This window comes from Acinetobacter sp. MD2, assembly GCF_035615575.1.
Classification (GTDB): Bacteria; Pseudomonadota; Gammaproteobacteria; order Pseudomonadales; family Moraxellaceae; genus Acinetobacter.
Map to the genome: position 1 here is coordinate 283,389 of NZ_VTDK01000001.1, position 13,336 is coordinate 296,724.

At 39.9% G+C, this 13,336-nt stretch carries 13 protein-coding genes; 12 read left to right on the plus strand and 1 reads right to left on the minus strand.

The features are described 5' to 3' along the window. Positions 1 to 64 precede the first annotated feature (64 nt). From modA to FXN70_RS01395, 12 genes are all read left to right on the plus strand, one after another. Positions 65 to 805, plus strand: coding sequence for a molybdate ABC transporter substrate-binding protein (gene modA / locus FXN70_RS01340; protein ID WP_324645616.1), 741 nt, complete (start codon positions 65 to 67; stop codon positions 803 to 805). An 11-nt stretch (positions 806 to 816) separates the two neighbouring features. Next, a complete protein-coding gene (gene modB, locus FXN70_RS01345; RefSeq protein ID WP_324645617.1) occupies positions 817 to 1,497 on the plus strand; it encodes a molybdate ABC transporter permease subunit in 681 nt (226 codons plus the stop codon). Next, complete coding sequence (locus FXN70_RS01350; protein WP_324645618.1) at positions 1,497 to 2,180, plus strand: ATP-binding cassette domain-containing protein; 684 nt, start codon at positions 1,497 to 1,499, stop codon at positions 2,178 to 2,180. The genes modB and FXN70_RS01350 overlap by 1 nt, the downstream gene beginning before the upstream one ends. A 157-nt stretch (positions 2,181 to 2,337) precedes the next feature. Next, on the plus strand, positions 2,338 to 3,489 hold the full coding sequence (gene rhlB / locus FXN70_RS01355) for an ATP-dependent RNA helicase RhlB (RefSeq protein ID WP_324645619.1): 1,152 nt from the start codon (positions 2,338 to 2,340) through the stop codon (positions 3,487 to 3,489). Positions 3,490 to 3,685: 196 nt separating this feature from the next. Further along, complete coding sequence (locus FXN70_RS01360; RefSeq protein WP_324645620.1) at positions 3,686 to 4,261, plus strand: nitroreductase; 576 nt, start codon at positions 3,686 to 3,688, stop codon at positions 4,259 to 4,261. An 18-nt stretch (positions 4,262 to 4,279) separates the two neighbouring features. After that, entirely contained in the window at positions 4,280 to 5,353 is a 1,074-nt protein-coding gene (locus FXN70_RS01365; protein WP_324645621.1) for an NAD(P)H-dependent glycerol-3-phosphate dehydrogenase, read from the plus strand. A 191-nt stretch (positions 5,354 to 5,544) separates the two neighbouring features. Then, positions 5,545 to 6,000: a phosphoglycerate mutase family protein gene (locus tag FXN70_RS01370; RefSeq protein ID WP_324645622.1), complete on the plus strand. Its 456-nt coding sequence runs from the start codon at positions 5,545 to 5,547 to the stop codon at positions 5,998 to 6,000. Between the two features lie 181 nt (positions 6,001 to 6,181). After that, on the plus strand, positions 6,182 to 7,192 hold the full coding sequence (locus FXN70_RS01375) for a quinone-dependent dihydroorotate dehydrogenase (protein WP_324645623.1): 1,011 nt from the start codon (positions 6,182 to 6,184) through the stop codon (positions 7,190 to 7,192). A 1-nt stretch (position 7,193) separates the two neighbouring features. Further along, positions 7,194 to 7,787 (plus strand): CvpA family protein, encoded by a 594-nt coding sequence (locus FXN70_RS01380; protein WP_324645624.1) that lies wholly within the window; start codon positions 7,194 to 7,196, stop codon positions 7,785 to 7,787. 24 nt (positions 7,788 to 7,811) lie between these two features. Beyond that, positions 7,812 to 9,344: an amidophosphoribosyltransferase gene (purF, locus tag FXN70_RS01385; protein WP_324645625.1), complete on the plus strand. Its 1,533-nt coding sequence runs from the start codon at positions 7,812 to 7,814 to the stop codon at positions 9,342 to 9,344. An 89-nt stretch (positions 9,345 to 9,433) separates the two neighbouring features. Then, positions 9,434 to 11,323: a peptidase M48 gene (locus tag FXN70_RS01390; RefSeq protein WP_324645626.1), complete on the plus strand. Its 1,890-nt coding sequence runs from the start codon at positions 9,434 to 9,436 to the stop codon at positions 11,321 to 11,323. A gap of 75 nt (positions 11,324 to 11,398) precedes the next feature. After that, entirely contained in the window at positions 11,399 to 12,040 is a 642-nt protein-coding gene (locus FXN70_RS01395) for a hypothetical protein (protein WP_324645627.1), read from the plus strand. 318 nt (positions 12,041 to 12,358) lie between these two features. On the opposite strand, the gene pcaU is transcribed toward FXN70_RS01395, so the two are convergent. Continuing rightward, positions 12,359 to 13,171, minus strand: coding sequence for an IclR family transcriptional regulator PcaU (pcaU, locus tag FXN70_RS01400; RefSeq protein ID WP_324645628.1), 813 nt, complete (start codon positions 13,169 to 13,171; stop codon positions 12,359 to 12,361). Between the last annotated feature and the right edge of the window lie 165 nt (positions 13,172 to 13,336).

The following is a 13,336-nucleotide window of genomic DNA, read 5'->3' on the forward strand; positions in this document are numbered from 1 at the left end:
GGTATAACGATTAGCACAGTGCATTATTATTGTTAAATCAAAAGTTAAAATAGGCGAGTATGCAATGAAAAAACAGTTATTGTTGGGGTTGGGGCTATGTATTTTGCAAATCAATGCGTGGTCGGCTGAAATTACAGTAGCGGCTGCTGCAAGTTTGACGGACGCATTTAAGGTTATGGCACGAAACTTTGAGCAAAAAAATCCAAATACTAAAGTGAACTTAACTTTTGCATCTTCAGGAACGTTATTGCAACAGTTGCGTTATGGTGCGCCAATTGATGTGTTGGCAACAGCAGATGAACAAACCATGAATGATGCGCAAAAAACCGCTTTAATTCAAAACCAAACGCGAACTGATTTTACTCGTAATCGTTTAGTTTTAATTACCGCAATGGACAATAAAATTACGCTGAAATCACTTGGTGATTTACAACAAACGCAAATTCAGCATATTGCCTTAGGCAATCCGGCACACACGCCTGCGGGTCGCTATGCTCAGGCCAGTTTACAAAAACAAGGGGTGTGGAATGTAGTTCAAACAAAGATGATTTATACCCAAAACGTCCGCCAAGCACTTGACTATGTTGCGCGGGGAGAAACACAGGTCGGATTTGTCTTTTCATCGGATGTTTTAAGCCAAAAAACCAAAGTTAAAGTTTTATTGAATGTGCCAACCGAGACTGAAATTCGTTATCCAATTGCGGTTGCAAAGGCGAGCAAACAAAGTGCCGAGGCAGCGCAATTTATTCGCTATGTAAAAAGCGCTGAAGGACAAAAAATTTTAGCGCAATATGGTTTTCAATAGATCTTTGCATAATGGATTTTAATCAATTTCATGCTGTTTGGATTGCACTGTGGTTGTCACTCAAAGTCGCAATTGCTGCAACCATGCTTAATTTTGTGCTTGGGGTGTTAGTTGCTGCATTTTTTTTTCGTGTGCGCAATAAGCTGACTGCTTTGCTTGAGAGTATCTTAACCTTGCCTATGGTTTTGCCGCCTACGGTGTTGGGATATTACTTGTTGGTGTGTTTTGGTAGTCAAAGCACATTAGGGCAATGGCTTGCTTCAATTGGCATACAAATGGTGTTTAGCTTAAATGGTGCAATTGCTGCTGCGGCATTGGTTACCTTTCCTTTGGTTTTAAAGCCCATTCAAGCAGCTTTTGAGCAAATCCCACAGCATATTTTAGATGCCAGTAAAATTATGGGTTTAAATTTTTGGCAAAGTTTAGTGATTGTGATTTTACCTATGGTGTGGGATTCAGTTATTGCAGGTCTATTGCTTGGCTTTGCCCGCAGTTTAGGGGAGTTTGGTGCAACTTTGATGATTGCAGGCAGTATCCCTGGGAAAACCCAGACCATCTCTATTAGTATTTGGGAAGCGGTACAAGCAGGTGACAATCAGCAAGCGGCTTATTTGGTTGCGATTATTTCGGTGTTGTGCATTAGTATTTTAATGCTAGTCAAAACGTTAAATCAGCGAAAATGGAAACTCTAATGTCCGATTTTTCCCGATACGATGTCAATATTTTAAAATATGCCAATGCTCAGCAAGATCAGTTAATCTTAAATAGTCAATTTTGCTCTAATTCATCGGCAGTGGTGATTATGGGGGCTTCGGGTTCAGGTAAAACCCAATTTTTAAAGGCTTTAGCTGGGTTGACTCAGCTTGATGCAGGGCAAATTTATTTTCAAGGCGAATTGTGGTGTGATGTTGCACGTAAAAAAAACGTTGCGGTCAAACAACGAAAAATCTCATATTTATTTCAAGAGTTTGCATTGTTTCCACATTTAACTGTTGCACAAAATGTGGTTTTGGCACAGCGTAAATCAATTTTCGACTTACGCCAACAAAAGGCAAAACAGCTGGCTCAAGATTGGCTTGAAAAAGTGGATTTAGCACATTTGGGAGAAAGTTATGTTCATACACTTTCGGGCGGGCAAAAGCAACGTGTGGCTTTGGCACGAGCTTTGGCAGCCAAACCGCAATTATTGTTATTAGATGAGCCATTCTCTGCTTTAGACCAAAACTTACGCCAAGATATGCGCCGTTTGGTCAAAAAAATGATTGTAGAAAATCAGTTGCCGATTATTTTGGTTAGCCATGATACCGAAGATGCCGACTACTTTGCCGATGAACTTTGGCAGATGCAGCAAGGTCATTTAACGCAATCTACATAATCTAAATGGTATCAAAAAAATTATCGTCTTAGAACATGATCAATTGTGTGCGGTTATAGTGGTTGGATCTTGAAAAAAGCAAAAATAAATCCTTGTATGCTTAGATTTTTGTTTATAATAAGCGCCTATTTTAACGTGGATATGGGGCAACTCATCTATGCCAGCTGGTTTTGAAACCTTAAATTTACACCCGCAGTTAAAGCAAGCCATTGATGCGCTTGGTTTTACCTCAATGACTCCTATTCAAGAAAAGGTTTTAAAATTTACACTTGCAGGGCATGATGCGATTGGACGTGCGCAAACAGGTACGGGCAAGACCGCAGCCTTTTTAATTAGTATTATTAATGATTTATTACATAAGCCAATTGAAGGGCAACGTTATCGCGGTGAGCCACGTGCGCTTATTTTAGCGCCAACGCGTGAATTGGCACTACAAATTGAAAGTGATGCTAAGTTCCTAACCAAATTCAGTGGCTTAAATGTAGTGACGTTGTTAGGTGGTGTCGACTTCGATAAACAGCGCAAACAACTCGACAAAAACTTTGTTGACATTATTGTGGCAACACCAGGGCGCTTAATTGATTTTGTTGAGCAAAAAGAGGTTTGGTTAGACCAAGTTGAATTTTTGGTCATTGATGAAGCTGACCGTTTGCTTGATATGGGCTTTATTCCATCGGTGAAACGAATTGTCCGTTTTTCGCCACGGAAAGAACAACGCCAAACTTTAATGTTCTCTGCAACTTTTAGTTACGACGTTTTAAATTTAGCTCGTCAATGGTTATTTGAGCCAGTTACGGTTGAGATTGAACCTGAGAAAAAAACCAATGCCGATGTTGAACAACGGGTGTATGTGGTTGCAAAGCAAGACAAATATAAGTTGCTCAAAGATGTTTTAGCCAATGAGCCGATTGAAAAAGTCATGATTTTTGCTAATCGCCGTGATCAAGTTCGAAATTTATATGACCACTTAAAACGTGATGGTTATAAAGTGGTGATGTTGTCAGGTGAAATTGCGCAAGACAAACGCTTAAAAATGTTAGATCAATTCAAAAGTGGTGTGAATAACATCATGATTGCAACCGATGTGGCAGGGCGTGGGATTCATGTTGATGGTGTTTCGCATGTTGTTAATTTTACCTTGCCTGAACAGTCGGATGACTATGTCCATCGGATTGGACGTACGGGACGCGCGGGTGTGCGTGGTGTGAGTATCAGCTTCTTATCTGAAGATGATGCCTTCTCTTTGCCTGAAATTGAAAAAGCGATTGGGCAAAAATTACCATTAACCCGTTTAGATGGTTATTGTTAATTGCTGATTTAATAAAGAATCTCAACTATTTAGTTGAGATTTTTTTTGCGCTTTTTAAAAGTGATGAAAGCACTGCCAAAGAAATCTGAGTAATCGTGTTTCAAATCGCATGATTTTGTTGAATGCTATAGAGTTCATTTTTTAGAGTGTGCTACTCTAATGAAATAGGTTAGCTTTTAAAAAAGATGAATTTTTTATGACAAATACGTGTGTAGACAGCATACATAACACAATGAATCAGCGTCAATCTGTTGGACATTTGGTTGCCCCTGCACCCAATCAGCAGCAATTAGATTTGGCATTTACTGCCGCCTTGGCAGCGCCCGATCATCATCGTTTAAAGCCAACGCGTTTTGTGATTGTGCCAACCGAAGTGCGTGCTGAGTTTGGTACATTACTGTCAAATTCACTTGCGTGTACCGAAATCGATGCCGTTCAAGTTGAACGTGTAAAGAATCATCCGCTACGTGCGCCATTATTGGTTTTGGCCTTAACGGTATTGCAGGATCATCCGAAAGTACCACATTATGAGCAATTGCTGAGTAGTGGTGCAGCCATTGAAAATTTCTTATTGTCATTACAAAGTCAAGGTTTTGCAAGCATTTGGCGTACAGGTGCGGTAGCAGAGTCTGAAGCCTTAAAACACGCATTGGGTTTAAGTGCACGTGATTTAATTTCGGGCATTATCTATATTGGGACTGCCGATAAAAAACTACCTGCACGTGCAGACGTGAACCTGCAAGATTATGTGAGTACATGGTCAAACGCCTAACAATAACCGAGAATATTTATGTCAGAATTAAACTTTGCCGATTTAGTTAAACCTTCTAATACCGACCAAAGTACAGCACTGCGTGTTACTGTACTTGGTGGCGGAAGCTTTGGTACAGCAGTTGCAAACTTGGCAACACGCAATGGCTGCGACACTAAACTTTGGATTCGTGATGCTGCGGTTGCAGCCGATATGAACCAAACACATGTGAATAAAAAATATTTGGCTGATTATCCGTTAGACCCACGTTTGGTGGTTTTATCCGATTTAGAGCAAGCAGTACGCGAACGCGATTTAATTTTAGTGACTATTCCAAGTCATTCTTTTCGCAGCGTGATTCAAAAGATTAAGCCTTTTATTAGCGGGCAAGCCATTATTTCATTAACCAAAGGGATCGAAGCTGAAAGTTTTTGCTTTATGAGCGAAATTATTCGCCAAGAATTACCCGAAGTACCGTATGGGGTGTTGTCTGGGCCAAACTTAGCCAAAGAAATTATGGCGGGAATGCCTGCTGGAACAGTGATTGCAAGCCATTCCGAATTGGTGCGTGCTGCGGTACAACAGGCTTTGCATAGTGCTTTGTTTCGTGTTTTTGCCAGTGATGATGTGCATGGCGTTGAACTTGGCGGCGCACTTAAAAATATTTATGCAGTGGCGATGGGCATGGCTGCCGCGCATAATATTGGTGAAAATACCCGTAGCATGATTTTAACTCGTGCTTTGGCTGAAATGAGCCGTTTTGCAGTTGAACTGGGTGCAAATCCATTAACATTCTTAGGTTTGTCTGGAGTGGGCGATTTATTTGCCACTTGTAATAGTCCTCTGAGTCGTAATTATCAGGTGGGTTTTGCGCTAGGCAAAGGTAAGACACTTGCACAAGCAACGACCGAACTTGGACAAACCGCAGAAGGAATTAACACAATTGTGCAAGTGCGAACACGTGCACAAGAATTAAATGTTTATATGCCAATCACCAATGCTTTATATGAGGTGATTTTTGAAAATGCACCGCCGATGAATATTGCGTTGTCTTTAATGAAAAATGGACATCGTAGTGATGTTGAATTTGTGTTGCCACATCAAGCGGTATAAAAGTAATAGACTAATTTAATGAGATTTCTTGCAGCAATGCCTTTGTTTGTTATTCAATTTCCTACATAAATTCGTGTTGTTTTTTTTATGGCAGAATAAAACGATAGGCGGTTTAGGGGAAATACAAAGCCTATAAAAGGTAATGCAAGCAGTCGATTAATTTTATTGACATAAAATTTGGATGAATAGAAATGCAATTGACGTTAATTCGACATGGTGAAGCCATTCCTGCGGTGCATGGGCAAGACACCAAGCGCCCGCTTAGCCCGCGTGGTCATGCTCAAGCGCAGCAAACTGCAGAATTTGTAGCAAGTAAAATACAGCCCGACCTATTTGTAGTGAGTCCGCTGTTACGTGCGCAAGAAACATTAATCTATTTACAGCACAAATTTCCACAAGTGCCTGTGTTACTTTGTGATGCGATTAAACCTGAAGATGATGCCGCAGTTGCAGTGGAATGGTTGTCGAAGCTGCCATACGAGTCGATTGTGGTGGTGTGCCACATGAATGTGGTGGCATATATGGAAGAAATTTTATTAGAACAGTATTTTAATGCATTCGCTTTGGCTGAAGCACGAATTTACCAACAGCCTGTTATTGCACGTGGCTTATCGATCCCGCAAGTCGCCTTTGTACCAAGTGTTTAGAGGTGTTGATTTTCGGGCAGTTTTTATAAAGCTGCCCGAAAGTTTCAATAAGATGAAAAGGTTGAATGAATTAGCAACAGCTTTGTTACGAAACGTATAAATAAAGCGTTGTAGAGCATGGTGTTTTTTCGTTGTCATGCCTATAATAAGCCAAATTCAAATCTACAGACTTGATGACGTTATGATGTATTCTCTGGCTCGCCCTTTGTTGTTTTCTTTAGCACCAGAGCGTGCGCATGAACTTACATTGTCTTGGTTAAATACCGGTTATAAAATTGGACTGGTGAAAGCGCCGTTTATTTCAAAACCTGTGACCTGTATGGGCATTGAGTTTCCAAACCCTGTGGGTTTAGCTGCCGGCCTAGATAAAAATGGCGACCATATCGATGCCTTAGCTGCGCTCGGTTTTGGCTTTATTGAAATTGGAACTGTGACACCACGTCCGCAAGCAGGTAATCCACAGCCACGATTATTTAGACTACCCAAAGCCAAAGCGATTATTAACCGTATGGGCTTTAATAATGACGGGGTAGACAAATTAGTCGAAAATGTCAAAGCCGCCAATTATAAAGGTGTACTGGGCATTAATATTGGAAAGAATGCCGATACGCCCGTTGAAAATGCTGTAGATGATTATTTGATCTGTCTTGAAAAAGTTTATAATTACGCCTCTTACGTTACAGTCAATATCTCCTCTCCAAATACCAAAAATCTACGCAGTTTACAAAGCGGCGAAGCCTTAACCCAACTTCTTGAAACTTTAAAAAATCGCCAAGCAGAACTTGCCGAAGAATTTGGTCATTATGTGCCATTGGTGTTAAAAGTTGCCCCTGATTTAAGTACCGATGATATTGCGTTTATTGCTAAGCAGTTGTTGACTTATAAAGTAGATGGTTTAATTGTGACCAATACCACGCTGTCACGCGATGGGGTTGAAAACCTACCATTTGCTAAGGAAGCGGGCGGTTTATCTGGCGCACCTGTGTTTGATAAAAGCACGACTTGTTTAAAGAGTTTTGCCGCAGTATTAAAAAATCAGATTCCATTGATTGGTGTAGGTGGAATTTTATCGGGTGAACAAGCACATATTAAGCAACAGGCAGGTGCAGCCTTGGTGCAATTATATAGTGGTTTAATTTACACAGGCCCAAAGCTGATTCAGGACAGTGTAAAGGCGATGCAAATAGCATAAAATGAATGTGATTGATCTTGTTCTCGTCATTGTGCTTATTGTGGGTGGGCTAGGCGGTTTACGCCAAGGGCTAATCAAATCCTTAGCAAACCTGATTGGTTGGGTGTGTGCACTAATTTTAGGTGCGCGTTATACCAATGACTTAGCACCATTTATGACAGGACTCAGTCATGATGCAGTGGTGCAAAAAATTGCCGCTTTTGCATTTATTGTTTTAATTGTGGTGGTGTTTACTTGGTTGATTTCGGCAATTTGTAATAAATTGCTGAGTTCACTCAAGCTTGGGCCAGTGAATCGATTGGCAGGTGGTATTTTTGGTTCATTAAAAAGCTTACTGATTGTACTTATTACTATGCAAGGCATTGAGCCGTGGGTGCAAACCGCACAATTTTGGAAGCAGTCAAAAATGGTGCAAACCTTGCTGCCATATGCACCACTGGCAGCCGAAGCCTCAAAAGAAATTGCAAGTGATACAATTGAGCATTTGAACCAAAATGAATCGCAAGATGAAGTTTCTACGGTTGATCGTCCGTCTGAACAGGCGGTGACAACAAAACATCAATCGGGTCATTCAGCAGAAAACCCTTTTAATTAATCCAAGCGTGTTTGCGAGGTTGCTATGTGTGGTGTTGTTGGAATTGCTGGTAAGGCGCCAGTTAACCAATTGTTATTTGATGCTTTGACGATGTTGCAACATCGTGGACAAGATGCAGCAGGGATTGTGACTTGCGATAATGGTCGTCTGTTCTTACGCAAAGATAACGGTTTGGTTCGTGATGTGTTCCATACGCGCCATATGCGCGCTTTGCAAGGTAACTATGGTATTGGACATGTTCGTTACCCAACGGCAGGGTCATCAAGCAGTGCAGAAGCACAGCCATTTTATGTGAACTCACCTTACGGGATTACCTTGGCACATAATGGTAACTTAACCAATGCCGATGAAATTCGCCAAGATCTGTTCGAAACAGATTTACGCCACATGAATACCGATTCTGATTCAGAAGTGTTATTAAACGTTTTTGCGCATGAATTACAAAAATTAAGAACCTTGCATCCAACCGCTGAAGATATTTTCTATGCGGTGCATCGTGTTCATCAGCGTTGCCGCGGGGCTTATGGTGTCGTGGCGATGGTAACAGGCCAAGGTTTGGTGGGTTTTCGTGATCCAAACGGAATTCGTCCACTGATTTATGGTTCACGTGAAAATGACCAAGGGCAAAAAGAATATATTATTGCGTCCGAATCAGTTGCCATTACTGCACTTGGCTTTAAAGTTGAACGTGATATTGCACCAGGCGAAGCGATTTATATTAATGCTGAAGGTGAATTATTCTCTAAGCAATGTGCAACTGACCCAAAATATTTCCCATGTATTTTTGAGTATGTGTATTTTGCCCGTCCCGATGCGACTATTGATGGAATTTCGGTCTATAAAGCCCGTTTAAAAATGGGTGAAAAACTGGCCAATCGTATTTTGGCAGAATGGGGCGATGCACACGATATTGACGTGGTGATTCCAATTCCAGACACCAGTCGTACTTCGGCTTTAGAGCTTGCCAATGTGTTGGGTGTGAAATTCCGTGAAGGATTCATGAAAAACCGTTACATTGGGCGTACCTTCATTATGCCAGGTCAGCAACAACGCAAGAAGTCAGTGCGTCAAAAGCTAAACCCTGTTGAGCTTGAATTTAAAGACAAAAATGTCTTGCTTGTCGATGATTCAATCGTACGTGGTACGACCTGTAACGAAATTATTCAAATGGCACGTGATGCAGGCGCGAAAAAAGTATTTTTTGCATCGGCTGCGCCAATGGTGAAATATCCAAACGTTTACGGAATTGATATGCCTGCAAAAACGGAGCTGATTGCATCAGGTCGCAATGTAGATGAAATTCGTGACATTATTGGTGCAGATCGTTTAATTTTTCAAGACTTAGAAGATTTAAAAGAAGCGATTCGTATTCCAAAAGTACCAGAAGTAGCTGAATTTGATTGTTCAGTGTTTGACGGTGTTTATGTGACAGGCGATATTAGCGAACAATATTTAGATGACTTGCAACGTAGTCGCAGTGATTTAGCCAAAAAATCGAAAGATGGTTATATTGATGTAAATGTTGATGCCGCTTCAGTTGATTTAACTGGAATGTGATTCATCTTTAAGTGATGATAAAAAGCGGGAACTTCCCGCTTTTTTATTTTAAAATAAATGTGTTTTAACGTGCGTGAGGGTGTTTTAAGTTGGCAGTCAATACATTTTCTTCACAGCACCAGAAAAATCTATTCTGGCCAACAGCAATTTGTATTTTGGCAATTTTAATTACCTTAATTGTCTTAAATTTATCGTTTGGCTTACTTGCGCATTATATTGACCCTGAACAGTCTGTTTTTGGCTATCGTTATAGTCCTGCTGTGTTGTTGGTCATTTCAGGCGTTATGCTAAGTTCTGTCTTATACGAAGTTTATGTATTTCGTGAAGGCGGGCACTCTCTCGCTAAACAATTACGTGCGCGTTATGTCAATGCTTTAGAAAGCACGCCTGAAGAAATTACTGCCATTCATATTATTGAAAAATTCGCCGAGCAATTTCAGCTTAAAACGCCAAGTTTATATGTCTTACCAGATGAAGTCGGGGTAAATGCCCTAACTGCTGGTGTGCATGCCAGTGATACGGTGATTATCATTACGTGGGGTGCACTACAGAACCTTGATGAATTAGAATTATATGGTTTATTTAGCTATGCGTTTTATCAAATTTTAAGTGGTGAGACACAACAAAATACTCGTCTTAAAATTTTATTTAGTAGTTTAACTACATTTAATCAATTGGGTAGTAATGTTGCTCGGCTTGGGTTTAAGCCTTATCAACAGCAAAAACAGAATAAATTTGAAACCATTTTAGTCGCGCTTGGTGGCATTATTTGGTTGATGGGCAGTATGGGTTTACTCATTTCACGTCTGATTAAATTTATCACGTTATCGGGGCGTACGTTTAAAAATGATGGTTTGACCCATACCATGATTGGCAATGATGCGAATATTCAAACCTTATTACGAATTTATGTGCACCATGCGGGTTCACAAATTCATAGTCCATATTCAGAATCGATTTCTCACATGTGTTTTGCCAACTCATTAAGCCCACAAAGCTGGTTGAATATTCATCCGAGTAGCGAGCGTCGTATTTATGAACTTGACCCAAGTGTGTTGGAAGATTTACAGCTTGAAAATCTAAATAAACTGCGGACACAGCCGTGGTCAAGCTTGTTTATGCCTTTTGATGATACCAGTCCGGAAATTAATTTAAGTTGGTCAGCACCACAGCCATTGCCTTTGCTCCGCCTTTCTCCAATTAGTTTTTCGATGAAAGACGCCATCAAACCGTTAAATCCTGAAATTCGAGCGCAAATGGCACGACCCGATCAAATTAATCGGGCATTACAAACGGCAACAGGCTCAAGAGAGGTTTTAGTTGCAATTTTAATGATTCGCCAATATCGTGAATATATTCCGAAAAATGCGGCTGTGAGTAAGGCATTAGTCGATGCTTTATTAACGATTGATGGTCGTCAGCATGTGCAAATTTTTTATGATGCTTGTGATAATATCCATACGATGCCTGCCAGTTTCGCACGGCAATTTTTAACCAAGCTTGCACTGATTGTGCAGGCGGATGGCGAAATTGGTTTGCTTGATGCATTGTTGTTAGAGCGAGTGAAATATCAGTTAAACCTATTGCCAGAGCGAATGCCGACTGCATATGACGAAGTTTTACCTGAGGCGATGCGTTTAATGGATGCGTTATTGCATGTGCAGCAAATAAATAGTAGCAATCAATTAGAAGTGCGTGAAAAATTGCTTGTTGCCTTAATTGGCAAAGAACATCACGATTATGATCAAGATGTTGCAGATGAACCAATTGATTTGGGTGAAATTGTTCAAGATATTTCTGGCTTGTTGCTGCGTGATCGGTTAAAAATATTAGGACTCGCAGAGCAGTGTTTATGGCATGATCGAGTGATTACCCAAGATGAGCTAGATGTGTTGCAATTGCTGTATTGGCGGTTAGGCTTTGAATCGGAAGAAATAGTGAGTCATATTTTGAAAAAAAATAGCATCATGATTGTGTAGCAAATCGGCAGGATGACTATCCTTCACGCCCAAAAATGCCTAAACTAGCCATCCTTAAAATTTTTGAAGATAAACATGATTGAACATCGACAACAATTGCTGACCAGTATGGGAGTGGGGCTTTGGGCACCACGTCAGCTTGTTGCACGTTCAATTTCAGTCAATTCAATTTGGCGTGATCAAAACGAGGATTTGCCAGCCCTTAAAATTGAATTTCAGCTCGAGCAGCCATTAACTGAGATTCAGTCTAAATCATTTCCGATCATAGAAAAAACTCAAACGTCAATTGATGATACGTTTATTGAAGTTGCTTCAAGTAGCATTACACACGCTGTAACTGAGTCTGTACCGCTACAAATTACAGAGTTTCGTATATATGCACTCATTAATACACATTTTGTGGTGTTAGTAGAACAACAGCAATTGCCACCGGAATGTCAAAATTTATGGAAAAATATACAAACTAACCTGAATCTAGTTGAAGCTGATTTACAATGGCCTTTTCCGCTATTTGATTTACAAGATGGTAATTCAGCACAAGATTATATACATGGTTTCTTTGATGTAATTGCTACAGATAAACCACTTTTTTGTTTAGGAAATTTTCCAATTCGCATTATGCGTCCAATTGAAATTTTACCAAGCTTAACCGAAATGTTACAGCAACCTATTCGCAAACAAGTATTGTGGAAAACAATAGCGGCATTAATTGAATAAGAATAAGGTATATAAAAATAAGGGTCGTGTTTCAAAAAGTATGCTGGCATTAGACGAATCTATTGTTGATATAAAAGAAGACTAAATCAAAGGCTTTAAAAAGATTTTCGTGTAACATATGCTTAATTTGTATCGAATATTTAAGAACTCAGCTATCTCCAAGTGTTACTGATACATAAGTGGAACCCTACTTTAATTCAAATAGGATTCAGCGGAGGTTTACAGGCATAGCAATCTCAAGGCTTTCCTATTCTTCATTTGGGTTGGAATAGTTTCTGATTTATTTAAAACCATTGTGACAAATATGATGATATTCAACTATAGAGTATTTCTTAATTCTCGTGCCGTTTGTTGTAGTAAAGGCAAAATATGCTGAACTAAATATTCCTTTGTGGTTCGCATCGTTGGCGACACAATATTAAGTGCTGCCACAACACGTGATTGTTGTCCATAAATAGGAACAGCGAGTGCATGTACACCCAACTCATGTTCTTCACTTGAATAACACCAGTCTTGTTCTTTAATTGCCGATAGTAAGTCTAGAAAAATTAAATTATCGGTATGCGTATACTTAGTCAAACGTTGTAAAGGATATTGATCTAGCCATTCTTGCTGTGTAACCGTATCCAAATATGCCAATAAAATTTTACCTGCTGATGTGGCATGTGCGGGCAAGCGATTACCTAAATGTAAGCCATACGGATTAACGCGATCTGTTTGTTGATGTGCAGCACTTCGGGCAATCGTAATCGCTTCATAGCCATCGAGAACCATGACTGAATAGATCAGTGAGGTTTGTGTGGTCAATAAATTGAGTAAAGGCTGAGAAATTTTTGGGAGCTGAGCACCACCAAGATAAGAGCCTGAAAATTTTAATACTTTAGGTGATAAATAAAAAAAGTGTCCATCTGACTCTAAATAGCCTAAGTATTCTAAAGTCAATAAATGACGCCTTGCGGCTGCGCGTGTCATTCCTGTTTTTTCAGCAGCAGTACTAATATTTAAGCGCTGTCGATCTGTACCAAAACTATCCAAAATTGCCATGCCTTTACTGATGCCTGCAATAAAATCTTCGTGCCGAATATACTTTTTGTTATTGCTGTTGTAGAGCATATGATTTTGTCGTGACATTTTCTCGTCCATATATTGATATCCAAAGTGCTTACAAAAGAGAGCCGTATCTTGCTAAATAGGAGATCGCATTGTGGCATATTTTGTTCGATAATCGAATTAATACTTTAAATATCGAACAAAATAGCTAAAAGCCCACTAGAATTAAAAGTTAAATTTATAAAA